The sequence below is a fragment of the Bacillus sp. RC242 genome (genome assembly GCF_044908245.1).
In the GTDB taxonomy this organism is placed as follows: Bacteria; Bacillota; Bacilli; order Bacillales; family Bacillaceae_G; genus Bacillus_A; species Bacillus_A mycoides.
The window spans coordinates 150,195-177,088 of record NZ_JBIYCZ010000003.1 but is presented as its reverse complement, the minus strand read 5'-3'; the positions used below and the strand labels follow the sequence as shown (position 1 = coordinate 177,088).

At 34.9% G+C, this 26,894-nt stretch carries 20 protein-coding genes, 1 pseudogene, 1 riboswitch and 1 other annotated feature; of the genes and pseudogenes, 6 read left to right on the top strand and 15 right to left on the bottom strand.

From position 1 onward, the window contains the following. Positions 1-8: 8 nt before the first annotated feature. Together ABH957_RS07810 and ABH957_RS07805 are read right to left on the bottom strand one after the other, a co-directional pair. Positions 9-1,388, bottom strand: a complete 1,380-nt coding sequence (locus tag ABH957_RS07810) for an S-layer homology domain-containing protein (RefSeq protein WP_404510921.1) — start codon at positions 1,386-1,388, stop codon at positions 9-11. A 253-nt stretch (positions 1,389-1,641) separates the two neighbouring features. Further along, positions 1,642-2,879: pseudogene (locus ABH957_RS07805) on the bottom strand (N-acetylmuramoyl-L-alanine amidase). A 169-nt stretch (positions 2,880-3,048) separates the two neighbouring features. Between ABH957_RS07805 and ABH957_RS07800 the strand changes: the two are divergent. Beyond that, the gene (locus ABH957_RS07800) at positions 3,049-3,534 is read left to right on the top strand and encodes an 8-oxo-dGTP diphosphatase (RefSeq protein WP_404456230.1); all 486 of its coding nucleotides are present in this window, start codon (positions 3,049-3,051) and stop codon (positions 3,532-3,534) included. A gap of 28 nt (positions 3,535-3,562) precedes the next feature. Here the strand turns inward: ABH957_RS07800 and ABH957_RS07795 are convergent, their stop codons facing one another. The 3 genes from ABH957_RS07795 to ABH957_RS07785 are packed head-to-tail and all read right to left on the bottom strand — an operon-like array spanning position 3,563 to position 6,718. Next, the gene (locus tag ABH957_RS07795; protein ID WP_404456227.1) at positions 3,563-5,188 is read right to left on the bottom strand and encodes a YndJ family protein; all 1,626 of its coding nucleotides are present in this window, start codon (positions 5,186-5,188) and stop codon (positions 3,563-3,565) included. Between the two features lie 5 nt (positions 5,189-5,193). Beyond that, positions 5,194-5,805 (bottom strand): DUF4166 domain-containing protein, encoded by a 612-nt coding sequence (locus tag ABH957_RS07790; RefSeq protein ID WP_404444534.1) that lies wholly within the window; start codon positions 5,803-5,805, stop codon positions 5,194-5,196. A gap of 4 nt (positions 5,806-5,809) precedes the next feature. Further along, entirely contained in the window at positions 5,810-6,718 is a 909-nt protein-coding gene (locus tag ABH957_RS07785) for a DoxX-like family protein (protein ID WP_404456224.1), read from the bottom strand. Between the two features lie 192 nt (positions 6,719-6,910). Then, positions 6,911-7,097, top strand: a riboswitch (Lysine riboswitch). Positions 7,098-7,298: 201 nt separating this feature from the next. On the opposite strand from ABH957_RS07785, the gene ABH957_RS07780 reads away from it, so the two are divergent. Then, entirely contained in the window at positions 7,299-8,528 is a 1,230-nt protein-coding gene (locus tag ABH957_RS07780; protein WP_404456221.1) for an aspartate kinase, read from the top strand. A gap of 280 nt (positions 8,529-8,808) precedes the next feature. After that, a complete protein-coding gene (locus ABH957_RS07775) occupies positions 8,809-9,261 on the top strand; it encodes a VOC family protein (protein WP_404456218.1) in 453 nt (150 codons plus the stop codon). 289 nt (positions 9,262-9,550) lie between these two features. Here ABH957_RS07775 and ABH957_RS07770 read toward each other — a convergent pair whose 3' ends face one another. Together ABH957_RS07770 and asnA are read right to left on the bottom strand one after the other, a co-directional pair. Beyond that, positions 9,551-9,991, bottom strand: coding sequence for a helix-turn-helix domain-containing protein (locus ABH957_RS07770; protein WP_201038476.1), 441 nt, complete (start codon positions 9,989-9,991; stop codon positions 9,551-9,553). A 144-nt stretch (positions 9,992-10,135) separates the two neighbouring features. Then, positions 10,136-11,119, bottom strand: coding sequence for an aspartate--ammonia ligase (gene asnA, locus ABH957_RS07765; RefSeq protein ID WP_002126735.1), 984 nt, complete (start codon positions 11,117-11,119; stop codon positions 10,136-10,138). 70 nt (positions 11,120-11,189) lie between these two features. Continuing rightward, positions 11,190-11,449: a binding site (T-box leader), on the bottom strand. Between the two features lie 408 nt (positions 11,450-11,857). Between asnA and ABH957_RS07760 the strand changes: the two genes are divergently transcribed. Then, a complete protein-coding gene (locus tag ABH957_RS07760; protein ID WP_000047589.1) occupies positions 11,858-11,989 on the top strand; it encodes a DUF3934 family protein in 132 nt (43 codons plus the stop codon). Between the two features lie 135 nt (positions 11,990-12,124). Here the strand turns inward: ABH957_RS07760 and ABH957_RS07755 are convergent, their stop codons facing one another. The 6 genes from ABH957_RS07755 to ABH957_RS07730 form a co-directional block, all read right to left on the bottom strand. Further along, positions 12,125-15,319 carry a DEAD/DEAH box helicase gene (locus ABH957_RS07755; protein ID WP_404456213.1) on the bottom strand — a complete coding sequence of 1,065 codons (3,195 nt, stop codon included), beginning with the start codon at positions 15,317-15,319 and terminating at the stop codon, positions 12,125-12,127. 119 nt (positions 15,320-15,438) lie between these two features. Beyond that, positions 15,439-16,371: a response regulator gene (locus tag ABH957_RS07750; protein WP_002135525.1), complete on the bottom strand. Its 933-nt coding sequence runs from the start codon at positions 16,369-16,371 to the stop codon at positions 15,439-15,441. A 2-nt stretch (positions 16,372-16,373) separates the two neighbouring features. Then, complete coding sequence (locus ABH957_RS07745) at positions 16,374-17,672, bottom strand: sensor histidine kinase (RefSeq protein WP_404510919.1); 1,299 nt, start codon at positions 17,670-17,672, stop codon at positions 16,374-16,376. Between the two features lie 64 nt (positions 17,673-17,736). Continuing rightward, the gene (gene malS, locus ABH957_RS07740; RefSeq protein WP_404510917.1) at positions 17,737-19,449 is read right to left on the bottom strand and encodes an oxaloacetate-decarboxylating malate dehydrogenase; all 1,713 of its coding nucleotides are present in this window, start codon (positions 19,447-19,449) and stop codon (positions 17,737-17,739) included. 74 nt (positions 19,450-19,523) lie between these two features. Next, positions 19,524-20,963 carry an aspartate ammonia-lyase gene (gene aspA / locus ABH957_RS07735; RefSeq protein WP_002086363.1) on the bottom strand — a complete coding sequence of 480 codons (1,440 nt, stop codon included), beginning with the start codon at positions 20,961-20,963 and terminating at the stop codon, positions 19,524-19,526. Between the two features lie 24 nt (positions 20,964-20,987). Further along, the gene (locus tag ABH957_RS07730; protein ID WP_002086365.1) at positions 20,988-22,259 is read right to left on the bottom strand and encodes a cation:dicarboxylate symporter family transporter; all 1,272 of its coding nucleotides are present in this window, start codon (positions 22,257-22,259) and stop codon (positions 20,988-20,990) included. A 377-nt stretch (positions 22,260-22,636) separates the two neighbouring features. On the opposite strand from ABH957_RS07730, the gene pyrH reads away from it, so the two are divergent. Then, positions 22,637-23,380: a UMP kinase gene (gene pyrH / locus ABH957_RS07725; protein WP_002064732.1), complete on the top strand. Its 744-nt coding sequence runs from the start codon at positions 22,637-22,639 to the stop codon at positions 23,378-23,380. A 57-nt stretch (positions 23,381-23,437) separates the two neighbouring features. On the opposite strand, the gene cls is transcribed toward pyrH, so the two are convergent. Continuing rightward, a complete protein-coding gene (gene cls, locus ABH957_RS07720; RefSeq protein ID WP_404491348.1) occupies positions 23,438-24,649 on the bottom strand; it encodes a cardiolipin synthase in 1,212 nt (403 codons plus the stop codon). 116 nt (positions 24,650-24,765) lie between these two features. On the opposite strand from cls, the gene ABH957_RS07715 reads away from it, so the two are divergent. After that, positions 24,766-25,704 carry an esterase/lipase family protein gene (locus ABH957_RS07715; protein WP_404510915.1) on the top strand — a complete coding sequence of 313 codons (939 nt, stop codon included), beginning with the start codon at positions 24,766-24,768 and terminating at the stop codon, positions 25,702-25,704. 44 nt (positions 25,705-25,748) lie between these two features. Here ABH957_RS07715 and ABH957_RS07710 read toward each other — a convergent pair whose 3' ends face one another. After that, positions 25,749-26,894, bottom strand: coding sequence for an ABC transporter permease (locus ABH957_RS07710; protein ID WP_404510913.1), 1,146 nt, complete (start codon positions 26,892-26,894; stop codon positions 25,749-25,751).

Here is a 26,894-nt window from a genome sequence, read left to right as displayed (position 1 = left end):
TTTCCACTTTATAATTTTAAGTTCTTCTTCAATGTCCAATATTTTTCTGGAGCATTTTCAAGTGAGAATTCTACCCAGCCATTTGGATCTTCACGATATACGTTTACTTTTGTACCATTTTCTAATTTTCCAACTTCATTTTGTGTAACGTTTGGTACACTCTTAATTGGGTTGTTAAACGGGAATGGAACTTGATAGTAAGACCCTACCGACTGAACAGTAGTTTTTGCGTCTTTTGCATAATCTTTATATGGAATTGTTTCGCCTAATGCATCTACATTTAATGTATTAGGGTTTTTCGGTAATCGTTTGACATTTTGATAATCCTTGTTATTGAAAGGCTTAATACGTTCCATAATATTAGCAATTTTGCCAGCCCATTCTTTATCAGTTGAATACATTACATTCATCGCAGGTAATGTGTAACCTTTGAAATACTTAGCACCTTGTTCTAAGTAATTCTTTCTCACATAATCAGCATTGTATGAAATACTTAATCCATAAGATGGTAAATATTTTGCATGTGCGAATGGATCCCAATCATACGCTCGTAGTCCAAATAAATTATGTTTACGATATGCAATTTCTGATTTCCCGTATCCAGACTCTAAGATTGCATGTGCTGCTAAATATAAAGAGTTCACGCCATACTCGTTTTGCGCTTTAATAAAGTCTTGTCCAACTCCAACAAGCGGACTATCGGGATGATATCTTTTAATATAATTATCAATCTCTTGAGCTGTTACATTAGAAGGTAATGTTACATCTAAATCGATATATGATGCCATGGCGTTATATAAAAATTGTGCATATTCTTCACGTGTTAAAACACCTGTTGGATTAAATGCACCTGCTCCATTACCTGCAGCAACACCGTTAGACTCTAATGCACTAATCGCTTCATTTGCCCAATGATCTTTCGGAACATCATTAAATGTATGATTAGCTTTTACTTTTAGTTTAAAGGCTTTCTGTAAAATTACAGCCATTTCAGCACGAGTTAAAGATTCTTTCGGTCTAAATGTTCCTTTACCATCACCTACGAAAATCCCCATATCTGTTAAAGCTAAAATTTCTTTTTGGAACATTGTTGTCCCTTCGTTAATATCAGAGTATGGATTTTTATATTCGCTTTTCGCTTCTGGTTTTAATGCACGATATATTAATGCGGCTACTTGCTCACGATTTACAACATCCCCGAATCCAAACTTACCATTATCATATCCTGCAATAATTTCTTTTGATGTTAAATTAGTAATTGCTTTATACGACCAATGATCTTTCGGAACGTCTGGAAATTCTTTTTCAGCTGCAAATGAAGTTGCCGGAGCCATCACTACTTGAAGTGCGACTGTCACTGCTAACACATTAGAAATAATTTTTTTCATATTTTTTAACACGTTATGTATATGCTTGTCCCGTGTTAACTTGCCTCCCTTTATAATAAAATTTTCCCTATCAAACTAACAAACTCTTAATTAGTCAACAGTAAAAGTATACGTGATACAAATAAACTAATCTACCATTATTTTATTTATAATCAGCATAATACGATATATCTTTTTATTTTGATACAAAATTATATAAACTCATATGAAAAGCCCATCTCTATATAGAAGATGGGCTTAGCAAACGATGTTTTTATTTAGCCAAACGATATTTTGAAACATTGAAACCTTTCCACTCATAATAATCTAAAATACCAGCATAAACTGCTTCAGCAGCAATTTGTCTTCCTGATTCTGAAGCCAACTTCTCATAATCTGCACTATTATCTAAAAATGCTAGTTCAGTTAATACTGCAGGCATCTCATTTTCTCTTAGTACATAAAAGTCTTCTGGTTTCGCACCACGATCTCTTGTATCTAGAGCTTTAACTACTCGTTTTTGTATTTTCTCTGCTAACATACGACTATCTTTTTCACGTTCAGTTAATTCTTTCGTTTCAGATCCTTTATAATAAAAAGTCTCCGTTCCATATCCATCATGATTGTTAGAGCCATTTGCATGAATACTTACAAAAATATCTCCATTATGCTCTTTCGCGAACTCTACACGGTTTTTAAGGTCCTCAGGTTGATTTTTACCAAGACGGATATCCGTTTCACATGTTAACAACACATGGAATGGAGTATTTTTATCTAGTAATTTTTGTAATCTTTTCGATGTATCTAATACAATATCACTTTCATATAATCCTTGTGTCGGCTTCCCAGAATCTTTCCCACCATGACCTGGATCAATAATAATTACTTTTCCTTCTAATGCATCTGGAATTTTAAGAGAATCTGATTTTGCAATAAATTGCGCTGCTTCTGCCTTCGTTACAGTTTTATTAGGTAGCCAAGCTGTACTAGTTACACCTTGTGAAATATTCAATTCTACTAAAATGTTCTCTTTATCTTTTCCCCAACTAGGATTTAAATATGCAAATTTTGTTGGTAATGGTTGTTTTACTTTCGCATCTAATTTATACGCCCCAACAAGCATCGCTGCCATAGAAACTCGGTCAATTTTACCGTCTGGATCAAAAATCCCGTTTCCTTTCCCTGCAATTACTCCTGCTTTTTCTACAGCGGCAATAAATCGAGTTGCCCAATGAGTTTTAGAATCTGTAAAGGTTGGCTGAGCCGCATTATCAATCGGTAACTTTAAAGTTTGCGCAATAATTGTTGCTGCTTCTGCACGAGTGATTTCTTTTCCAGGCTCGAACATTCCTGCATCATTACCTTTAATTGCACCTTTCTCTACTAAATAGAACCTTCTGCCCAGTCCCCTGCTGGGACATCTGGAAATGTTTTTGTTTGTGCGAAACTACTAGATGAATAAGATAATATACTAGCTGCAATTATTCCTGCTGCGATTATTCTATTTTTCATAGAATATATTCCCCTCTCAAGTACAATGTTTTTATGTAACAGACTAATTATAGTTCTGAAAATTAGTAATAGTCAATCTAATTTTGTATAATTTTGTATTATTATTGTATTTTTTGTCATAAATAACTACAATAAAAAACTATAAGATTTTATAAAAGGAGAGATTCGTATGAGTAAGAATTGGAAAGATATAGAACACCGCATTTATACAATGTGTATGATTCAACATAATAACGAAGTATTACTAATACGACGGCCGGATCATCTAGGCTTCCCTGGTTACATCGCTCCTGGCGGTAAAGTAGATTTTCCAGAAAGTATCGTTCAAGCTGCTAAACGAGAAGTAAAAGAAGAAACTGGATTACTTGTTTCAAATTTAACTTTTAAGGGATTAGATGAATACGTAAATCCGAAAGAAAATGTTCGATATATGGTATTTAACTATTGGACAGATTCATTTGAAGGTGAACTCCTTTTGAATCCTCCTGAAGGCGAATTATTATGGGTGCCAATTGATACAGCACTCAATCTTCCTATGCAAGATTGGTTTAAAGAGAGATTCCCATTGTTTTTTGAAAAAGGTACGTTTGAAATTCAGCGTGTTTGGGAACAAGACTTGGATAAACAAGTTGCTATGTCAATTACCCATACGTAAAAAAGCTTGGAATCTCTCCAAGCCTTTCTTACTTTCCCTCTATTTTCTTAATCTCATAATCAATTTCTAAAAACTTAACTCCAAATATCCACATCCTATGATTAGCTTCTAATATTTGATCCTTGCGCCCTTTAATAATAAATGTCTCTGCTAATGGTAAACGTATTGTAAAGAAACGAGTATGTAAATAAATCCCCTCATCTCCCCTGCCATTCTCTCTTAACTTACTTGTAATGATTAAAGCATTATCATCATTGCATAACTTCAAAATACCAGTCATATTCGAATATGGTAAAGGCAATGCGATATTCATATATGTCTCGTTCTTGTATGCATGCTTTGAATAGAGGGCTACAAAAACAGACTCTCCTGCTTCATTTTTTCTTAGCCAAGCCCTTACATTCTCTCTTCCATCCTTCTCATCTATTATCCCAATGATAGAGCCATGCATCGTTTCCCACTTGCCGCCCATTCCTAAATGTATTTGTCCTACACGCTTACTCATTTTCTCATAACAAAATGCAACTGGGCGGAACCAACGAGTCCATTTAATATGCGATTGTAACTCATACTCTTTTGTATTTTCATAAAAACGAATAATACTTAAAGGAATCTTCGTCATGTCAAATGCCTCACTATGAAAATCATTCATTTTATCAACTAAACCTTTGTATTCCTTGCTATCTATTAAATTTCTGTTATGTAAAAATGCTTCACCAACTGTCGCATTTCCTCTTAACCTGCTCATTGTTTTCCCGTAATATTTATAATTCGGAGTACTCTTTTCAATCATCCAACCAAGAAAAGCTGGTAACGCTACTCCAATTCCATTTACAACACCGTGAATCCAGACCATTTGTGCAATTGTAATCGTCATTACTTGTTTGAAATTTCCGTATGAATATATGAGTGAAAACATTATTGTTACCATAAGTGTACTGGATGAAAGAGTAAGGAGAATCTTTGCACTTATAGCATTGAATTTCGTTCTCCATACGTAAATCCCATATCCATAAATGGCACATAAATATATGAACACTGCAAAAAATTCAAATACCCTCGAATACGTAATTCCTATTGCAACTGTCATTGGAGAAATGACGATGATAAACATAATAGAGTCATATAACTTACTTCCCTGTTCTCTTTTTCTTCCAAGTAAACCAGCTGATAACGGCAATAAAAATGCCGAGTAATGAAAGTGTGCCGCTGTGAGTAAGACAATGTCAGAACTAAAATGCATAATGGAAAGTTTCGCTACAGAAGCAAAGAACCAAAAACCACCTAGAAACAAATAAATAAACGCACTATCTATAGCTACTTCTTCTAGAGGCTTCCATCCTCTTTCTAGCAATCTACTTACACCAAATAATGCAACGATTCCTGTATATACAAACCAAAGTAGCGCAAAGAAATAGTGATTTGTTACGAAAGCTAGCATTGCACTAACTGCTGCAATTGGATATAAAAGCGATACAAATTTATAAGATAATAAATACGATCCATTTCTTGTTTTCTTATCAACAATGCAAAATGACATCGGTATAAATAACAAAATAGATAACAATATGATTGCTTCAACAGGATTTACATTCGACCACTCGTATATTAGAAATATAATATAACAAGCAAGTCCAAATATTATATTTTTCATCTCGTTTATTCCCTTTCCACAAATGTTCCCTTATATGAAAATAACGAACCAATTAACGGATTTCGTACTTGTACATGAATTCGAAAACATTGTAGTGTTTCATCATAACTTTCTACAATTTTTGCCTCTCCGTATAAAAATCTAGGTAACGGTATTTTTCTTCCAAACATAAAAAACCATTGTTTCTTTGAAGAAATATGCATCCCGCCTTTTTCATCAATATAAAAATTCAATGTAGAAACGAGTAAATGCGGCTCACCAAAATAATCTACAATTTCATTATTCTCTTCATCCAACTGCATAACAGCGTTAAAATATCTTTTCTTACTATGAAAATAAAAAGTACGATTCCACCGTACAAATTCATTTCCATGTTCATCTCGCTCAGCGGTATTATGTATCAAAAACGGAACTTTTTGCCCTCGCTCAGAGAAAAACATTCGAAACTTCGATGTAATTTTTAATATTAATTTAACGAAAAAAGATCCTCCATAAATTTCATCCATTTCCCCTTCCCCAATAAAGCTATTTTCCTTTGTTATCGCATATCGTTCCTGCAATTTTGGATGAAGCCTTTTATAAGAATCCCCTAATAATCTTTCATAAATATTAACCATATACTTATCCCTTTCTCGTCCTCTTGCAATTTTTTGCGCTTGGCAAATTAGTGCTATTTATATAACCGACAATCGATAACCCTATTAGAAGAAAATTTAATGTAATCGGATTAAACGGTTGCGTAAAACTAGCGATATTCGTCGATCCTGCCGCTAATGTTAAAACTATCAACAATATAATATGCAATATAAATAGTTTTCGCTTTTGAAGTGGCAATAGCCACATAACACCCCATATTATTTCTAAAAATCCAACTATTTTAAGTATAAAAATACTACTTTCATTCGATCCGATTAGTGCAGAAAGCATCTTTACTTCTTCTGAATGAGTAAACATCAATTTCGGTACAATCCCTTGATATAACCATACGAAAGCAAATAAAAAGCAAACTAGCCAATACGTCATCGTTCTTCTAATTAGCAACTTTGGATGAAGTCCCTTTTCTAACCATAATTTTAAAGCATCAAAACTCCATGCTGTCCCCCAACCTAATAGTGGACGAAAAACATATAAATCTATCACATTTCCTATACGACCAAATCTCGTATCATAATCATATTGCGTTTCAAAATGAATATGTTCTTCATTCGGTGTATACTTCCAATAACCACGCCCTATTTGTATAAGTGATAATTGATTGTCTGTCCAAAATTTTAAAGAGGAAATGCGTTCTCCAGTTTCTTTTCTTATTTCACCTATCGATTCCCCTTCTCCGGCTATTTCAAGTCCAAATCCGATCTTTGTTTTATATAAAAACTTCTGTGGTTCTCCCTCTTTTTTTTCTAAATACGAAATCTCAGTAAAACGAGCATCCCACTCTGTATGTATATCAGGCTCTTGTGTATATGCCCATAGTTTCTCCATTGTTGTGTTCATTTCTGTGGCTACATAAATAGGCTTTTTCTTCCCCATCCTTCCACCTCCCAGGCGCTATATTTTCAATGTACATGCAATGAATCGATTTTGCTACATTTTTCACAAACTAATTTAATAAAAAGATAGAATTTCAAAAAAATACAAAAAACACTTGATTCCCTGAAAAATTTAAATTATTATAAAACAAATGTTACCAACAACTTCATAAATCATACACTCTCGCCTAAAACGTGAGATAGAGGTTGCAACGCTTATAAGTATTCTAAAGGAGACACAGAGATGTCTATGATTTTAGAGGAAAGGAAGTGTTGCCGAAATTGATAAATTTCTCTGCATTTATCAATTGGGGCTGTTTTCGAATAGAAACAGAACTGTCATATGTACAGACGTGTACGTATGAAGAGCTATCTACAAAAAAGAGATATCATTTTTATGATATTCCTTTTTTGGCGGTTTTTTTATTAGCTCCGTTTTCTGTTTCCCTTTTCCTGTAACAGCACCATCCTCACTTATTTGAGATGGTGTTTTTTATTTTTCTCTCTGGTAACTACAGGAATATTGGGATTTGTATATGTCCTAACCTATTCTTAAAAATGGACGAAAGAAGGAATTCGTAATGGAAACGATTGTACAAAAATTTGGCGGTACTTCTGTCGGAAGCGTCGAACGCATTCAACATGTAGCAAATTTAATTATTGAAGAATATGAACGAGGACATAGTATTGTCTCTGTCGTTTCAGCAATGGGAAAAAGTACGGATAAACTTGTAGCACTTGCTAACGCTATTACTGAAAATCCAAGTAAACGTGAAATGGATATGCTCCTATCTACAGGAGAACAAATAACTATTTCATTATTAACAATAGCACTACAAACAAAAGGTTATAACGCAATTTCATTAACAGGATGGCAAGCTGGTATTACGACAGAATCTGTACATAGTAGTGCACGGATTACTGACATTAACACCACTCGTATTCAGTCTTACCTTACTGAAGGCACGATTGTTATAGTAGCTGGTTTCCAAGGAATAAGTGAAGAAAATGAAATTACCACACTTGGCCGCGGTGGCTCCGATACGACTGCTGTCGCATTAGCTGCTGCACTAAAAGCAAAAAAATGTGATATTTATACGGATGTGACCGGCGTATATACGACTGATCCACGAGTTGTACAAGATGCTTATAAATTAGATGAAATTTCTTATGACGAAATGTTAGAGCTTGCCAACCTCGGTGCTGGCGTATTACACCCACGCGCTGTTGAATTTGCTAAAAATCATAATGTAATTTTAGAAGTTCGCTCAAGTATGGAACAAGAAAACGGAACAATTGTAAGGGGAGAATGTAACATGGAACAACAATCAATCGTTAAAGGTATTGCATTTGAGGATAATATTACACGTGTCACAATTAAAGGGTTAGAACAAGGTGCACTTTCAACAGTTTTCTCTACATTAGCAGCAGCACATATTAATGTAGATATTATTATTCAAAGTATTACAAATGAAGGAACTGTTCACCTCTCCTTCTCAATCCATTCTAATGATTTAAGAGAAACATTAGAAGTATTGGAACAAAATCAAGAAGCACTTCACTATGAATCTGTAGAACATGAAAATCATTTAGCAAAAGTATCAATTGTAGGATCTGGTATGGTATCTAACCCAGGAGTTGCTGCGAATATGTTCACTACTTTAAAAGAAGAAGATATTCATATTAAAATGGTAAGTACATCAGAAATTAAAGTATCTGTCGTTATTGACCGTCTTCATTTAGTAACGGGTGTTGAAGCACTTCATCAATCATTTATGGTGAAAATTGAACCTTTAGTGCAAATGATTTAATTTCCACCAGTAAAACTTACAACAAATTATATGAATCTATTTCCTTCCTATATAAATAGAAAGCTGTTTGCATAGTGGAAAGTGAGAAAAAGGTTATTTAGTTTAAAATAAAGTCGTTTGAAGAACAATAAAATTGTTAAAAAACGGAAGCAAGTCATTCTATTCAACAATCGGGCAGTTATCTCCCACCTAACTTCCTCGCATTCGCCGAATTTTGAGGTGGGAGTCTTATTGCCCGCAAATAGCGGGATAAATTTTTACACATAAGGAGATAAAGACTATGGCAAACAACAGATTACTAAGAATGGACAATGTCAGCATCGTTGTAGAATCTCTTGATAACGCAATCTCTTTCTTCAAGGAGATTGGATTAAAACTCGAAGGGCGAGCTACTGTCGAAGGTGAATGGGCTGGTCGCGTAACTGGACTCGGTTCTCAGTGCGTAGAGATTGCTATGATGGCTACGCCAGATGGTCACAGCCGAATTGAACTTTCGCGATTTCTCACCCCACCTACTATAGCAGATCACCGGACAGCTCCTGTAAACGCCCTCGGTTATCTGCGCGTCATGTTCACCGTCGAGGACATTGACGAAATGGTATCCAGACTTACTAAGCATGGTGCTCAGCTCGTTGGCGAAGTAGTTCAGTATGAGAACTCGTATCGACTCTGCTACATTCGTGGAACCGAAGGAATTTTAATCGGTTTGGCGGAAGAACTCGGTAACAAATAAGTAAGTGATGTTTTATAAAAAGCCTTTACTGAAATATGCATTGCTGAAGTAAAAATATTTGAAGAAAATTCTTATTCAATAAAACTTAGATTTTCAACCCCGTCCTAACTTTAGAACGGGGCTATACTCGTTTGAACTTTTAAAATTAAATAACTTTATTATCATTTTACACATAGATTTCAAGACTCTATACAAACAGCTTTTTAACATATTACCTATATCTAAAAATCGTTATAAAACAATTAGATTATTCGCAATACCTTTTCCTAGGAAATATAACGGACTCTTCTCACTTCTTATCATATATATCTTTTCCTTTAAATAACGAGCGAAATTCATTCAAAATAACTTTCTTCACGTCGGAATAAAAGACCATCATGAATAGCGCAGCCCCTAATAAAATCTCTTGAATTCCTTCGTAATCAATGAAAGCACTCATAATTAGCAAACCAAATCCAATATAAAAACCAAACTCATTCTCTTTCTCAAAATCCTCATCTTCTTCATCAATATGTATTTTCTCTTTAAAATTTTGATTCCCTTTTATTAATTCATCGAGCGTAACATTGTACATTTCGCTCAATAAAATTAAATTATCAATGTCAGGGTAACTTTTATCATTTTCCCACTTATACACCGCTTGCCTAGTTACACCGATTTTCTTTGCAACATCCTCTTGCGAAAAACCCTTTGACTCTCGTAGTTTTTTTAGCTGTGCTCCTAAGTTCATAACGTCCCCTCCTTTAACAAATTATTACATAAAAGGAGATGAAAAAGAAAGAAACTATTAGTAACACTCACTGTAAACCACCAGTTTACACAATAAAAAAGGAAGAGTAACTCTATTTTCGAGCCACTCTCCCTCTCACTTATATTAAAACAAATGAATGTTTTCTTTCTTGCAAGCTTCACGTAAATCATCAGGCCATACAGAAGATTGAACTTCACCGATATGTGCTTTACGTAAGAAGTACATACACATTCTTGATTGTCCAATACCACCACCAATTGTTAATGGTAGTACGTCTTCTAAAATACCTTTATGGAAATCATACTCACGTTTGAAGTCTTCACCAGTTTTCGTTAATTGCTCATCAAGTGCTTTACTATCAACACGAATTCCCATTGATGATAATTCGAACGAAGCTTGTAGTACTGGGTGCCAGAATAAAATGTCACCGTTTAATTTCCAATCATCATAATCGGACGCGCGTCCATCGTGCTTTTCACCTGAACGGAGTGCATCACCAATTCCAATAATAAAGACTGCACCGTGTTCTTTCGCAATTGCATGTTCACGATCTTTCGGTGTTAATTCTGGATATTTATCTTCCAGTTCTTGAGAAGTAATGAAAACAATTTCTTCTGGTAAATACTTTCCAAGGAACGGATACTTTTCAAATAAGTGATCTTCTAATTCTTTGAATATTCCATAAATTGTTTGTACTGTTTTTTGTAAGTAATCGATAGTACGCCATTCTTTTTGAACGATTTTTTCCCAATCCCATTGGTCAACATAAATGGAATGCGTTGCATCAAGTTCTTCATCACGACGAATCGCGTTCATGTTTGTATATAAACCTTCACCAGCTTCATATCCGTATTCATGTAATGCGAATCTTTTCCACTTCGCTAGTGAATGTACAATTTCTAATTCTTCTCCTGAATGTAACATATCAAATTCAATTGGACGTTCTACACCGTTTAAGTGATCGTTTAATCCTGATTTCTTCGTTACGAATAATGGTGCAGATACGCGGAATAGTTCAAGGCGCTTTGCTAATTGATCCTCGAAAAATGTTTTAACTTCCTTAATTGCGATTTGAGTCTCTCTTACTGTCATTAATGATTGATACATGGTGGTTTCCTCCTAAAATGTTTGGATGTTGTGAAAAGAAGCCAACAAAAAAAGCCCTTCTTTCCCAAAAAACTGGGACGAAAGACTTTGGTTCCGCGGTACCACCCAAATTAGCAACAGAGGTTGCTCACTTATACAATACGGAGATTAAAAAATCTCGATACTGTTCTTCTTGTAACGGCGAAGTTCCCGGCTAAGTCTACTTTCCTATAAAGGATTTCGGTTAGCGACTCCAGGAGGTTCTTCATAATAGGCTTCGTATCAGGCTCACACCGTCCCTGACTCGCTTAAACTACATCCTACTACTACTCGTCCTTTCATAGTCGTTTTATTGTCACATCTCTGAAACATTTTATTAATGATTATTCTATACAAAAAATAGATAAAGTCAACAAAAAGTTTTAAAAAATTTTTCAATTCTTTATTTTATGCCTTTACCGATTGTTCTTAATATAACATTTTTATTTCCTTTGTCTCTTCAATCCAAAAAACATTTCACTAATTGAAACTAACATATATACAACAACTAGTGTGATTGTTCGAAATATAGAATCCGCAGTATTTCTTATTATTTTCATTTTCTTTATAATTCCTTTCAGTTTACTCGCAATTTCATGATATACTATAGCATTCAAGCAGTTTGTTTTTATTTAAAGCAAGCATAGTCATTTATCGATAGTATTTTTCTAAAACATTGGCTATTATCAAATCAGATTTTTTATATAACGGAGTGATCATATGAGTAAAACGAAAGCAAAACCGAAAAAAGGTGTAGGACAAGGTACAGGAAGTAAAGGATGGAACCGTTGGCAATCAAGTGCGAAAAAGAAAGCTGCAAAACCATACAAAAGTAAAGGTACAAAGAAATAAAATAAATAGTGGGAGATGAACAACTCCCACTGATTAAAGTTTCACTTTATCTCTTTACTTTGTACAAAACAAAATATAATTATTACAACAAAAAAGCTATGCTTTCATCTCTATGAAAGCATAGCTTTTTCCATATTAAATCATAAGAATATCGCGGATTTCTTCCTCCGTAATAGAAGATAACTTCTCTTCTCCTGGCTCGATAATTTCAGCGATTAAATTTTTCTTACTCTCTTGTAACTCGTGCATTTTTTCTTCAATTGTTCCATGTGCTACTAACTTAATCACTTGCACTGTATTTTTTTGTCCCATTCGATACGCTCTATCCGCAGCTTGTTGTTCAACAGCTGGATTCCACCACAAGTCGTACAATATAACTGTATCTGCACCTGTTAAATTTAGTCCTGTTCCACCAGCTTTTAACGAAATAAGAAATAGATCCCCTTCTCCTTCGTTAAACCGATTGCATAGCTCTACACGTTCTTGCGCTGGTGTACTCCCGTCTAAATAAAAGTATGGAACTGCTTGACGATTTAATTCACGTCCGATTATCGAAAGCATCTTCGTAAATTGGGAAAAGATAAGAATTCTCTTCCCTGTACTTCTGCATTCCTCCAAAATTTCTAGCAACTGATCAAATTTAGCTGAACTACCTTTATAGTCATCAACAAACAAAGCAGGATGACAACAAATTTGCCGTAGTCTCGTTAAACCAGCTAAAACCCGAATTTTATTTTTACGTAACGTATCTTTATCCAAATGTTTTAACGTTTCTTCTCTTAACTTTGCTAAATAAGCTGCGTAAAGCCTCTTTTGATCTGGTAAAAGTTCTGATGATTGTAAGTGCTCAATTTTTTCTGGGAGTTCATGTAATACATCACCCTTTAACCTTCTTAACACGAAAGGTTTTACCCGCTTCGCAATATCTTCACGTCTTAAATCACCGAACTCTTTTCTTCCCGGTAATAATTCTGGGAAGACGACGTGGAAGATAGACCATAGCTCTTCTAATGAATTCTCTACAGGTGTTCCCGTTAATCCAAAACGGTACTCTGCTTGAATCGTTTTTACTGCCTTCGCAGTTTGCGTCGTATGATTTTTAAACGCTTGTGCTTCATCAAGAAATAACGTATGAAATGGCTGCGCATATAACCTTATATCTCTTCTCAGTAAAGGATATGACGTAATTACTACATCAAATTTCGTTATATCTTTTAAAATTTTTCGGCGCTCTGCTTGATTTCCATCGGCAATAACTGCTCTAATATGTGGAGCGAATTTTTTTAACTCGCTAAGCCAGTTGTAAACGAGGGACGACGGAGAAACAACTAATATAGGCAGTTTCTTCTCTCGAATTTCCGGCAAAACAGAGTCTATAAAAGCAATACTTTGCAACGTTTTCCCCAGTCCCATATCATCAGCTAAAATGCCGCCAAAACGATAATAGGCAAGTGTTTTCATCCACTGGAATCCGTATGTTTGATACTCTCTCATTATCGCATCTAAGCCACTTGGCACCGCAAACTTCAGCTTTTTAGGGTTTTGAATGTTCTCTACCAATTCTTGAACAGACTCATCTAAACTTAATACGTTTCCTTCTTGCAGTGAATTCATCCATTTCACACTACGAATAAGAGGGACATCTATTTCTTCGCCCTTTAAAAATTCTTTTCGAATACTAGATTCTTTTATAAACTGATTAATATCATTAAACTCTTTACTCTCAAGTGATAGTAGAGCACCACTTGCTAAACGATAATATTTCCGTTTCTCCTCAAGAGCGACTAATACCCCTTTAATTTCTGCCTCTGGAATACCTTTTATATCAAAGCGGAATGATAACCAATCAATTCTCTCTTTCCTTCTAACTCTTATAAGAGGAGCTGTGTCTCCCTTATGAATTCGTAATTTGATGGCTGACGTCGCATAAATATCAACTAAACCTTTTAACATTGGAACAGCATGATATAAAAAGTTATACTCAGCTTCTTCATTATGCATAAAATAACCGCCTTCCGTTTTCGCGAAGGCACTTTCACTCATAATGTCTAAAATCTCTTTTTCCTTTTTCTCATCACGATTAAAAACAGATGGCTGCCCATCCTCTTCTAACGGATTAATCACGACGTTTCCATAATGAAATTCGAGACCTGCTAACAAACGATTTTTCACTCGATCTAAATACAATTTTACTTTTAGCGAAGGCGTTTCAACACGATCTGATATTACTTCATCAATTCGCACAGTACCAAGCTTCATTAACCCTGGTACAACTTTTGCTACAAAGTGTTCCATCTTATCTGCTGGAATATACAATTGGTTACTACTAGAACGATTCATCATTTTTTGTAATTCGATAAGCCGCTTACAATCCTCAGCGTTCAACTGATACAGTTTCCCTCCAAATAGAGCATAACTATACGTATCCATTACTTCTACTTGTTGTAAGCCGTCAATATAAAGTGTAAACCCACCGTTACTCCCTTTATTAAACTCAAAATGTAAAGGAAGTAGCCCTTTTGAAATTTGTAAACCGTGAAAAGATTTTCCATCTTGATTAAGTCCCACAAACTCAACTTTAGAAAGTAAAGAAAGCATATCCTTCCATGAAGCTGGCGGTATTAAAATCATACTATCATCTTGTTTTGCATGTACTTCCAGTGTATCCTCATACATTTTTTCATTATGATAAATTTTAATTAGCTGCTGAATAATCGCATCCGTTTCTTGCCTGAAGCTATGTACATCCGGTGTATATGTAAATTCATTTGAACAATTATAGGACTCTCTTTTCTCCACATTGGAAAGAAATTCTCTAATATGATTTACAAAATACATCTTGGCGAGTTTAAACTGAATACCTAGCAGTGCCCCACCATTTTTCGTAACTACTGGCGTACATATAAATTCAACATGAAGTATTTCACGTGTATCAAAACGGTGTTGTTTACTTTTTGGTCTTAATGGTTTTTCTGCAAATAAATGAAACATCCCGCTTGTTAATTGTTCATTTCCGCTACTAATAGGCACCATTCCACCGGTTTGCTGATTATAATTTATTTGTATCAATACTGCCGCAACATGTTGACAGTATGTTTGAAAAGATGCTAACGAAGGACAACTACATTTCGCAACAACATCACCTTTTTTAGCTTTTTCTACTGTAACATGAAAATCTTCGTTCCCTTTTACCGTCGCTTCGCAAATTTCTTTATTTTCATCATAATGATTTATTATTACTTTATTTGATTTATAATAAGCTTCGCCTCTTTTATATGAGGTTTCTCCGCATACTTCTTTAATAATCGATTTATTTATTGTAAAACTCATTGTTTTGACACTTCCTTACTTTAAAACCAGTTTCTCTTAACTAACATTTTACATGCTCCAAGAGAAAATATAAAATGTAGATTTAATAAAAAAAGATGCTTGTATATAAGCACCTTTTTTCACTCTATCTCCATCAACCGTTTCGCCTCAAAATACAACACTTGAATAAATTTCTTCGTATTAATTCGTATATGGCCAGAAGTTGCTACTTCATCCTTTGTCATTTCTGTCATTCGTTTTCTAACTACAGTGAAATCAAAAAATTTCGGCGCATAGCTTTCAAATTTCGGATTTGAAAAGTCTGTTAATCCAAGGGAAGCTAAGTGATTTAACGATTGATAAATCGCTCTACGTACCCTTTGTTCAGATGCTTTTCTCTCCTTATCTATATCTGCATCTGAAGCTATATTCTCTAATTTTCTTATAGTTATATGGTGAAAGATATCTTTTAGCGCAGGAAATCCAAATTCAAACGTTTGCTCTTTTTCTTGTCCATATAAATATTCCAACATACTAAGTAAATCTTTACTTCCATTCTCTCCCGCAATACCGAGTTCTGATAATAAATAGCGCCCTGAATCTGCTATTCTTTTCCCTTCCTGCATTGGCTCATTTCGAACTTGCGGCTGTTCCCACTTAAAAACGTTATTCAATGATTTTTGAATATCATGTATAGAGCGCTCTAAACGAATACGTTCCATTACTTTACGTACAACAGATACAACCTCAATTTTATTTAATGGTTTTGTAATATAATATTCAACACCAAGTGTATACGCCTCACCAATAAGCTGTTTCGATTCAACTTGAGAAATCATAATGATTTTCCCTGTAAAGGAGGACGCAATATGGCGAACTGTTTCAATCCCATCTCGCATTGGCATTAATAAATCAATAAATAAAATATCTACTTTTTTAAAATTTAGTTGATCTGCTTCAATAAAAGCTCCATCTTCCGACTCTCCAATTACTTCCCCAAGATCGCCATCTTCAATAATTTGTGAAAGCATGGAGCGGAAAACTTCATCATCATCTACGATATAATAAAACAACTTCATTCTCCTTCCCGCTTTAAACTGCACTCCGGTAAACAAACGATAAACTTACACCCTCCGCCAGTTTCTCGGTCTTCTAATCTCACTTCTCCTCCGAGCTCTGTTACCATTTCGTTTATGTAAGAAAGTCCAATACCTGTTGAAGGTGTTCCCGTTTGATCATACTTTGAAGTAAATCCTGGCTTAAATACTAATTTTTTATATTTCTGTGCAATACCAGGTCCATCATCAATTACTTCAAAGAATATATGTTTATCTTGTTTATATAGCTTAATAATAATGAGACCTCTACCCTCAATTGCTTCAACTGCATTTGCAACTAAGTTATTAAAAATGGATAAGACCGTGTACACATGATATTCTGCATGCTCACCTTCTATATGTTCCGAAAAACGTATATCTTTTTCTAACATTTCAGCATACTTCTCATTAATTCTTACAATCATTTCCGCTAATTCATGTCCTTCTACATACTCAGCCACATTTTTATCTAATAACAGTTTAGATAGTCCTGCAAAAATTCTTTGATTATCCTTTTTGATTTCGTGCACTTCTCCTGCTATTTTTAATGCTGTTTTGCTATTTAAATCATCGTTCGCTTGTAAGTTTCGATATAGTTGATATGCTTCTTGTGTAATTAACTCGGCATTTTGTAACGTTTTTTTCAAATGGACAGATTCCACATATAAATTAGAGAGGTACATTAACATATTTTCATTTTCTTTTCGAACTTGTGATTCTTTTAATTTTGTTTCATATAAATTCATCATATTTAAAAAACCAAGTGCAAAGAAACTACGGAAAATAGCAATAATAATTAGTTTATTCACTTCAGAAACTGTTATCGTTGTCCCCAGCACTAACATATGATAAAACGCAAGTTCAGACATACTTGCGATAATTTCAATTGTAATTCCAAGACATCCTATCACAATTGGCTTCTGATGAAACTTATTCACCCTACAAAGCGAAAAAAGACTTCCATAAATAAAATAATAAAAGAACACAGGATAACGCAAATAAAATGATTCTGTCATATGGAATGAACCTTGCAATACCCAGTCAAGACATACACGAAATAAGACTACAGATATACCTACAAGAATACCTGCAGCTGCTGCTGGCACTCTTCTTAAAAATAGTAATAAAAAGAAGAAAAGCGGTGTCCCGAAACTAACACGAAACATATCATTAAAAGGATGAAAATTCAGCTCTCCAGCAATCGGAACAACAACCATTAATATAATTAAAAGATACATATCTTTCTTCCATAATTGATTCCAATTCAAAGGTGCCACTTCCTATGCTTTTTTTCAATTGTAAAAGTGAAAGCCCGCTTATAATTATAAACGGGCTTTATTTCTATATTCTAACCTTTTCTACCGCTTTTATTTGGCGATACTCCGGTTCCCATATTGCTTCTTTTACTGCAATCTTAATATCGTCATCACTTAAGTTCTCTCTAGCAACACCTTCTGCAACTGCAACTTTCGCTACTTCAATCGCAACCAGTTCAGAGATATTACGTAACTCTTCAACTTCTGGCAAAATAGGCGCTCCTGGCTGACTTGTATCTACCATACTTGCAACTGCTTCTGCTGCTGCTGCGAACATTCCATCCGTCATGACGCTTGCACGAACAACAATTGTACCAAGACCTAGTCCTGGGAAAATAAGTGCGTTATTTGACTGTCCAATCACATACGTTACACCGTTATATGTAACCGGTTCAAACGGACTTCCTGTTGCAACTAATGCTTTTCCTTCTGTCCACTCGATTAAATCTGCTGGTTTCGCTTCAGCAAGTGGCGTTGGATTCGACATTGGTAAAATGATTGGTCTTTCTACGTGAGAAGCCATTTCTTTAATAATTTCCTCTTTAAATGCGCCTGCAACAGTAGATGTACCAATTAAAATTGTCGGTTTTACATGTTTCACAACTTCAGCAAGTCCGATAGCATCATTTTGTTTCCAATCACTTACTTCAGCTTCTTTTCTTGCATATGGAATTTGGAAATCAAGAAGATCTTCCATATTATCTGTAACCAACCCATTACGGTCAATACACCAGAAACGATTATGTGATTCTTCGTCTGATAAGCCGATACGAACCATTGCATCTCTTACTTGATCTGCGATACCGATTCCAGCCGTACCAGCACCAAACACAACTACACGGTGTTCACTTAACGGTACACCAGAAGCTTTTACTGCCGATAATACAGCAGCAAGTGAAACTGCCCCTGTACCTTGAATATCATCATTAAATGTACAAACGTCATGACGATATTTATCTAAAATTTTTCGTGCATTTCGAGAACTGAAGTCTTCCCAATGTAGAAGTGCTTTCGGGAATTGTTTATTTACCGCTTGAACAAACGTATCAATAAATTCATCGTAAGCTTCACCTGTTATACGAGGGTGACGATTTCCAATATAAAATGGATTGTTTAATAATTCCTCACGATTTGTACCTACATCTAAAATTACCGGTAATACACGGCTAGGATCGATTCCAACTGCGGCCGTATATACAGCCAATTTCCCGATTGCGATGTTAATTCCACCAACACCCCAATCACCAATTCCTAATATACCTTCTCCATCCGTTACAACGACTAAATCAATGTTTTCAGCTGTTGCACCGATATTTGCAAATGCATCTTCAATACCTGATGGATCGTTAATTGATAAATAAATGCCACGTGGTTTACGGTATTCATGACTATATCTTTGAATTGCTACACCTACAGTTGGTGTATATACAATCGGTAACATTTCACGTAAATGCTCTGTTAAAATACGATAAAATAACACTTCATTTCGATCATGTAACGCTGTTAAGTATACATTCTTTAATAAATCATCCGGCTGAGAACTAAATTGTTCATATGCTCGGCGTGCTTGTTCTTCTAACGTTAAAACCGCTGGCGGTAATAACCCTTTTAAACCTAACTCTTCTCTTTCCTCTTGTGTGAAAGCTACCCCTTTATTTAAAAGTGGTGTTGATAATACTTCTGCTCCTCTTAATGTTGTTTCTAATGCACCATTAGAAGCCACTGTAAACTTACTCATAACATCCCTACCTCTATTCATATATAGCATTTCTATATTGTAAACAAAAAAGAGGGGATTGTCCCCCTCTTCTTTTAATTTTTCTTTAAAAGAGTTGCTCCTGCAATCCCTGGGTGTGTCATTTCGAATGGATCTAGAATTAACTCTAATTCTTCTTGTGACAATACACCATTTTTCACACATAGTTCTCGAACGGATTGCCCTGTCGCAATTGCTTCTTTCGCAACGCGAGCTGCTGCTTCATAGCCGATATGAGGGTTCACGGCTGTAATAATTCCTACACTCTTCTCAACGTACTCTTTTAAGCGATCTTCATTCGCTTCAATTCCTTTTAAGCAATTATCTGTAAAGGCACGGAAACCGTTATTCATAATGCTAATAGATTGAAGTAAGTTGAAAACAAGTACTGGTTCCATAACATTTAATTCTAATTGTCCTGCTTCTGAAGCAAGGCAAATTGTATGGTCGTTACCAATTACTTGGAACGCAATTTGATTAATTACTTCTGGCATAACAGGGTTTACTTTCCCTGGCATAATAGATGAACCTGGTTGACGAGCTGGTAGCATAATTTCCGCTAATCCAACGCGTGGACCTGATGCCATTAGACGAAGGTCGTTCGCAATTTTAGACATATTCATCATACATACTTTAAGTGCTGCAGATACTTCAGTGTACGCATCCGTATTTTGAGTTGCATCTACTAAATCTTCTGCACCAACAAGTGGTAGTTCACTAATTGTAGCTAAATGTTTTACAACTGCTTCAATATATTCTGGATCTGCATTTAAGCCTGTACCAACTGCAGTTGCTCCCATATTTACTTCATATAAATGTTGACGTGATTGCTTGATACGTTTCATGTCACGTTCAAGTACGCGGGAGTATGCTTTAAATTCTTGTCCAAGACGAATTGGCACAGCATCTTGTAAATGTGTACGACCCATTTTAATAACATGATCGAACTGTTCTGCTTTTAATTCAAATACATCATGCATATAACCCATTGTTTGTAATAAGCCTTCTAATGCATTTAATGTTGCAATATGAATCGCTGTTGGGAATGCATCGTTTGTTGATTGTGCCATATTTACATGACTGTTTGGACTAATATAATCATAGTCTCCCTTTTCCATTCCTAATAATTCAAGGGCACGATTGGCAATGACTTCATTTGCGTTCATATTCATTGAAGTTCCTGCACCACCTTGAATTGGATCAACGATGAAATGATCATGCCATTTCCCCTCAAGGATTTCTTGTGATGCTTCTGCAATAGCACCACCCTTTTTCAATTCCAATCTTCCTACATCTGCATTAGCAAGTGCTGCCGCTTTTTTTACAATTGCTAACGCTTTAATTAAACCTTCATGGACTTTGTACCCTGTAATCGGGAAATTCTCTACTGCACGCATTGTTTGTACACCGTAGTACGCATAATTTGGTACTTCTTTTTCACCTAAAAAATCTTTTTCAATTCGTACTCCATTTTTAACTTCAGTTAATGTTGTCATGATTACTCACTCCTTAACAATCTCTTACGCTGCTTTTGTTTGTTTGACCGTTTCTACATATTGTTTTGCTTTCTCATCATCGAATTCGCCTTCCCACTTCGACATAACAATGGCAGCTAATGCATTTCCTAATACATTGACAGCTGAGCGAATCATATCTAAAATGCGGTCAATTCCCGCAATTAATGCGATGCCTTCTAGCGGTAAGCCCATTGATCCTAACGTCGCTAATACAACAACGAATGATGCACCCGGAACTCCCGCCATACCTTTGGATGTTAACATGAGAACGAATAATAGCGTTATTTGCTCCGTCAGTGACATGTGTACACCGTACATTTGTGCAACAAACAATGCCGCTAACGCTTGATAAATAGCTGATCCAGTCAAGTTAAATGTATAACCTGTCGGAATTACGAAAGAGGCAACTGCCTTTGGACAACCGAACTCTTCCATTTTTCTCATTATATTAGGTAAAACAGCTTCTGAACTTGCTGTCGTAAATGAAAGAATAAGTTCTTCTTTTAAAATTTTCATTAATGTAAAAATATTTACTCCAACCATTCGCGCATTAATACCTAATACAATCACAACGAATAGTATAACAGTTACGTATACAGCTAGCACTAGTTTTCCTAAAGGAAGTAGTGTTGCTACACCAAATTTCGCAACCGTAACAGCAATTAATGCGAATACACCAAATGGTGCGAATTTCATCACTTGATTTGTAACCCAGAACATCGCTTCGAGCACACCTTCAAAAAAGTTAAAAACAGGCTTTCCCTTTTCACCGATTGCTGCAACTCCTAAACCGAATAGTACTGAGAAGAATATAATCGGTAATAAGTCACCTTGTGTAATAGACTCAAATATATTTTTCGGTACAATATGAACAATCGTTTCTGCAAAGCCTTTCTTCTCTGTTGCATCTGCTGTTTGTTTATAAGAAGAAATATCACTTTGTTGTAAATTACTCATATCAACGCCAGTACCTGGTTGGAATATATTTGCTGCAAGTAATCCCATTAAAATAGCAATCGTCGTAATAATTTCGAAATAAAGAATTGTCTTACCACCCAGTTTCCCAAGCTTTTTCATATCGCCTACACCAGCTACCGCAACAATTAATGCTGAAATAACAATTGGTACTACAATCATCTTAATTAAGTGAATAAATATATCCCCAATTGGTGTGATATAAGAAATCGCCGTTTTATTGCCATAAAAGACTGCCCCTACTACAATCCCTAAAACAAGCGCGACAAAAATTTGTGTTGCCAATCCGAATTTTTTCATTTATGTTCATCCCCTTCATGCGAACGCTTTCAATTTGAATTTATAAAAGCTACTCACACATCATATAAGCGAACCTACAAAATCATACAAAAACCTACAAGTTCGTCACAAAAAATTCAAATTTATTTCTTATAATATTCATTGACACTTTTTATAAAAAAGAAATAAAATAACCTTGATAAAACATCAGATTATTTCGTATAATCTAAAAGATATACGTATTCTAAATAAATGGGGATGAAAAGGAGTGGATGTTATGAAAAATCACGTGAAGAAGTTCATCATATCTATTTCTTTTCTATTTCATTTTCTTACGAAGGAACAAAGGCATTCGCCTTTGTTCCTTTTTTATTGCAATCTATATAGGGGGAATTGTTATGAAACCATATAAACGCGTCTTAATTAAACTAAGTGGCGGCGCACTTGCTGATCAATCTGGAAATAGCTTTAATTCCAAACGATTAGAACATATCGCAAACGAAATAATATCCATTATTGACCTAGATATCGAAGTATCCATTGTCATCGGCGGCGGTAACATTTTCAGAGGTCATCTAGCTGAAGAATGGGGAATTGATCGTGTAGAAGCTGATAATATCGGTACGCTAGGTACGATTATTAACAGCTTAATGCTTCGCGGCGTTTTAACAAGTAAAACAGATAGAGAAGTACGCGTTATGACTTCCATCCCTTTTAATGCAGTAGCTGAACCATATATTCGCCTACGTGCAGTACATCATTTAGATAACGGTTATGTTGTCATATTCGGTGGTGGTAACGGGCAACCATTCGTTACAACAGATTACCCAAGTGTACAAAGAGCCATTGAAATGAATAGCGACGCCATTTTAGTCGCAAAACAAGGGGTAGACGGTGTCTTTACAAGTGATCCAAAATATAATAAATCAGCGAAAATGTATCGAAAACTGAACTATAACGATGTTGTTAGGCAAAACATACAAGTAATGGATCAAGCCGCTTTATTACTTGCTCGAGATTATAATTTACCGGCACACGTCTTTAACTTTGATGAGCCTGGTGTTATGAAAAGAATTTGTTTAGGTGAACATGTTGGGACGTTGATTAATGATGATGTTTCGATGCTTGTGCATGAAAAATAGTATTTTCCATTAACAAAGGGTGCCTTTTATAGACACCCTTTGTTTGTTCGTTAATCCTCACAAATAAAAATCAACCAATCCCGCAAATTTCTCCTTACAACGCTCCCAAAAAGATAACTTCTCAAAAAACTCTTTCGTCATTTCTTTCGAGTCATGAAAATCTTGTGTTAACGCCTCATTCACTTCTGATACGATAGATCCACCATGAATATACAAATTCATCTCATCATTAATATAGAAGCTACGTGCAGTAAAGTTTGTAGTACCGATAACAGTTAATTCATTATCAATAAGCATTAACTTTCCATGAAACATACCTTTTTTATAACCGTATACAGTAATCCCATTATTAACAGCTTGACGTATGTATGGATATGCCGCCTCTTTAATAAGAGGAATATCTGGTTTATATGACCAAAGTATTTTTACTGTAACGCCACGTTTTTGCGCCGCGATTAAAGCGTTCATTAATTCTTTATTTTTCGCTATAAAATAAGGTGTTGTAATTACAATTGAATGTTTCGCTTGTTTTATTAACTTTATATATTTTTCAGCGACATGATGTCCATTGTAGCTAACCATCGTATGTAATGTATTCCCTTTACTCGCTTTATTCGTACTTCTTTTTATATGTTCTTTCGTATCTCGTTTCCAATCTAAAGCGAATTGCTCTTCTAAATCTTTTGCTCCTTCTCCTCTAAGCCGCACATGATAGTCACGCCAATATCCAAATCGCTTATCTTTCCCTAAGTACTCATCCCCCATATTAAACCCACCTGTATAACCGATTTCCCCATCAATTGTTGTAATACGGCGATGGTTCCGATGATGTAGAGAATAAAATCCAAATGGCAATTCAGGTTTTCTACTATATGTAAAATGAACACCACTTTCCCGCAATTCATTTTTCATCTTTCTTTCAAATGATAAATCATTAATTAAATCAACCGATAAATATACGTTTACTCCTTCTTTCGCCTTCTCCTTTAATAAGTTTAAAAAAGTATGGCTACTTTTATCATCCGATAAAATATAAAAATAAGTGTAAATAGATTGCTTCGCTTCACTTATATCAGTAAATAGCTGTTTATAAAACGACTTCCCTTCTACATATAATTGAAAGTCACTATAATGAGGCGCATACTCTGTCGGCATATTTTTCCCGGCTTCCATTTTCCTTCCGAGCGTAACGTCAATATGCATCCAAATTAAAATAACAACGAAAATAGCAATAATAATAGAAGTGACTCGCAATATTTTTTTAATCATTTTGATTTCCTTCCACTCATATTACTTACTATTTCGTAGTGTTTCATTAAAATAAATTTTCATTCAAAATGCATTTCCTACTTTTTGGATGTTACAAAGTTAAAGGAGAGCAGACTATGAAAAGAGCAAAGACTCCTATTATTTTTATCCCAGGTCTTTTCGGTTCAATGAGTAATATTATTATTCCTGGTACCGGTAATTGGAACTTTGGGCTTTCTTCGTTTATTTATGAACCATTCATTATGATGTTAGAAAGTATCGGCTATGAACGAAATAAAAACTTGTTTATCTGTTTTTATGACTGGCGTCAGCGTATTGCTTTTTCCACTCAAAAATATTTATTAAAAACAATTGCCTATGTTAAAGAATTTACAGGGTGCGACAAACTAAATTTAGTTTGTCATAGTATGGGCGGGCTTCTTGCACGTTCTTACGTTCAAAGTGAAGAATATGAAAATGATGTGGAGCAACTTATTATACTCTGTACACCAAACGCTGGATCTCCCCCCAATTATAGTTATTGGACTGGAGGTGCTCTCCCAGTACATACATCTTCTAAAATAAATATCGTTCATTTTTATATGGAACAATACATTCACTACGTAAGCACCTTACACAAAATGAATAAAGTTGAAGCGATACACCGTTACTTTCCAGGATTACAAGATGTTATCCCTTGTAAAGATTACGGAAATTATTTATTTATAAAATCTGGCTCTGCTATTACATTTCTTCCTTATAACAAGATGAAAACGAAAAATCCATTCCTCGATACATTAAATGCAAATAGATTTATGATACAGAAAAGAAATATTGAAACTACACTCATTGCAGGAGATGGAGTAGAAACGATTCAATATTTACAAGTCGTCCCTTCACATTCAAAACTGGAATGGACAGATGGAAAAGTCGTCGGTGATATACTTACAAAACATGGTGATGGTAACGCTGTTCTACATAGTGTTTTTCTTCTAGAGGGAAATAAATATGTTGTGCATGCTTCACATAACGAAGTTCTCTACAAAAGCATTCCTATATTACAAAAGATACTTTAAATTACGAATACAAAAAAGGTGTGGCATTGCGCCACACCTTTTCATTAAATGAAGTTCCTTGCATCATTATTTCTTCCAAACTTATAAATCGCAATTAAGAAGAACGCTATCGCAAAGGCGAATAAGATTAAAATATTTAAATACAAATCTGAAAACGGAATTCCTTGCTGTAATTTCGAAATCGTGTCCATTAGCCAGCGTTGCGGTAAAAAATCAGCTATTTTTTGTACTGTTTTCGGCATAATATCATATGGAAAATAACATCCCGCTAATAAACATGTCGGCACAATAACAACATTTTGCATCGCATTTGAAGCAGTTGAACTTTTTGAAAAAGAAACAATGACTAATGATAAACCAATTGCAATTAAAGCAAATATCATGAGTACACCAATCATAACTGTGAAAGGCATATTTATATTCGTATGAAAAACATTCGTCATAAATAATACTGCAATTACAATTTGTAATGTTAATATAATCATATTCACCGCGACATTAGATAATATAAATTTCTTTCCATCTATCGGTGTCGATAATAACCTAAAATACGTTCTGTTCTCTTTTTCTTTTAAGATAAATCCTGATAAGTTCATCGCTGAAAATAGCATAAACATAATAAGATAACCAATCGTTTGATTTGTCATATCCTTATTTTTCGAAGTATCTTCAAGTGTCTCAGCCTTTACTTTAAATGAACTTTTTTGATAACCAGCGTACATACTATTAAACGTACTTTGATCGGCCCCTGCCACTTTATTAATCGCAGCGATGTTATCAACATAGTTATATAAATACGATTTTATAAATCCTGTTACTTGATCGCCTTTAATCGATGAAATCTCAATATGACTCGGTTTCCCTTCTCGAACACTTTCAGAAAAACCAGACTGTAATGTAATAACACCATCAAGTTTTTTTGAAGTGAGTTTATCCTCCACTTCAGATTCCTTAATTTTACTAACATTTACATGATTGAGTCCTTCTAAAAATTTCACTGTATCATTTGCGATAGGTTGATTTTCTTTATTTATAACCCCAATATTTAACGTTCCTTGCCCTACATTCCCATATATCGAAAAGGAAATGAGCGTTCCTATTATCGGCAAGCTAATAATAATGAGTAACCCCTTTTTATTTTTCAGAAGCACAGATAACGTTTTTTGTATGAGCCATAAAATATCTTTCAT

What these genes read in the sequence shown, in the direction of transcription:
- ABH957_RS07780 (WP_404456221.1), top strand. Translation starts at nt 7,299, where the DNA reads ATGGAAACGATTGTACAAAAATTTGGCGGTACTTCTGTCGGAAGCGTC.
- ABH957_RS07760 (WP_000047589.1), top strand. Translation starts at nt 11,858, where the DNA reads ATGAGTAAAACGAAAGCAAAACCGAAAAAAGGTGTAGGACAAGGTACA.
- pyrH (WP_002064732.1), top strand. Translation starts at nt 22,637, where the DNA reads ATGAAACCATATAAACGCGTCTTAATTAAACTAAGTGGCGGCGCACTT.
- ABH957_RS07800 (WP_404456230.1), top strand. Translation starts at nt 3,049, where the DNA reads ATGAGTAAGAATTGGAAAGATATAGAACACCGCATTTATACAATGTGT.
- malS (WP_404510917.1), bottom strand. Translation starts at nt 19,449, where the DNA reads ATGAGTAAGTTTACAGTGGCTTCTAATGGTGCATTAGAAACAACATTA.
- ABH957_RS07755 (WP_404456213.1), bottom strand. Translation starts at nt 15,319, where the DNA reads ATGAGTTTTACAATAAATAAATCGATTATTAAAGAAGTATGCGGAGAA.
- ABH957_RS07710 (WP_404510913.1), bottom strand. Translation starts at nt 26,894, where the DNA reads ATGAAAGATATTTTATGGCTCATACAAAAAACGTTATCTGTGCTTCTG.
- ABH957_RS07790 (WP_404444534.1), bottom strand. Translation starts at nt 5,805, where the DNA reads ATGGTTAATATTTATGAAAGATTATTAGGGGATTCTTATAAAAGGCTT.
- aspA (WP_002086363.1), bottom strand. Translation starts at nt 20,963, where the DNA reads ATGACAACATTAACTGAAGTTAAAAATGGAGTACGAATTGAAAAAGAT.
- ABH957_RS07715 (WP_404510915.1), top strand. Translation starts at nt 24,766, where the DNA reads ATGAAAAGAGCAAAGACTCCTATTATTTTTATCCCAGGTCTTTTCGGT.
- ABH957_RS07730 (WP_002086365.1), bottom strand. Translation starts at nt 22,259, where the DNA reads ATGAAAAAATTCGGATTGGCAACACAAATTTTTGTCGCGCTTGTTTTA.
- ABH957_RS07770 (WP_201038476.1), bottom strand. Translation starts at nt 9,991, where the DNA reads ATGAACTTAGGAGCACAGCTAAAAAAACTACGAGAGTCAAAGGGTTTT.
- ABH957_RS07785 (WP_404456224.1), bottom strand. Translation starts at nt 6,718, where the DNA reads ATGGGGAAGAAAAAGCCTATTTATGTAGCCACAGAAATGAACACAACA.
- ABH957_RS07810 (WP_404510921.1), bottom strand. Translation starts at nt 1,388, where the DNA reads ATGAAAAAAATTATTTCTAATGTGTTAGCAGTGACAGTCGCACTTCAA.
- cls (WP_404491348.1), bottom strand. Translation starts at nt 24,649, where the DNA reads ATGATTAAAAAAATATTGCGAGTCACTTCTATTATTATTGCTATTTTC.
- ABH957_RS07795 (WP_404456227.1), bottom strand. Translation starts at nt 5,188, where the DNA reads ATGAAAAATATAATATTTGGACTTGCTTGTTATATTATATTTCTAATA.
- ABH957_RS07775 (WP_404456218.1), top strand. Translation starts at nt 8,809, where the DNA reads ATGGCAAACAACAGATTACTAAGAATGGACAATGTCAGCATCGTTGTA.
- asnA (WP_002126735.1), bottom strand. Translation starts at nt 11,119, where the DNA reads ATGTATCAATCATTAATGACAGTAAGAGAGACTCAAATCGCAATTAAG.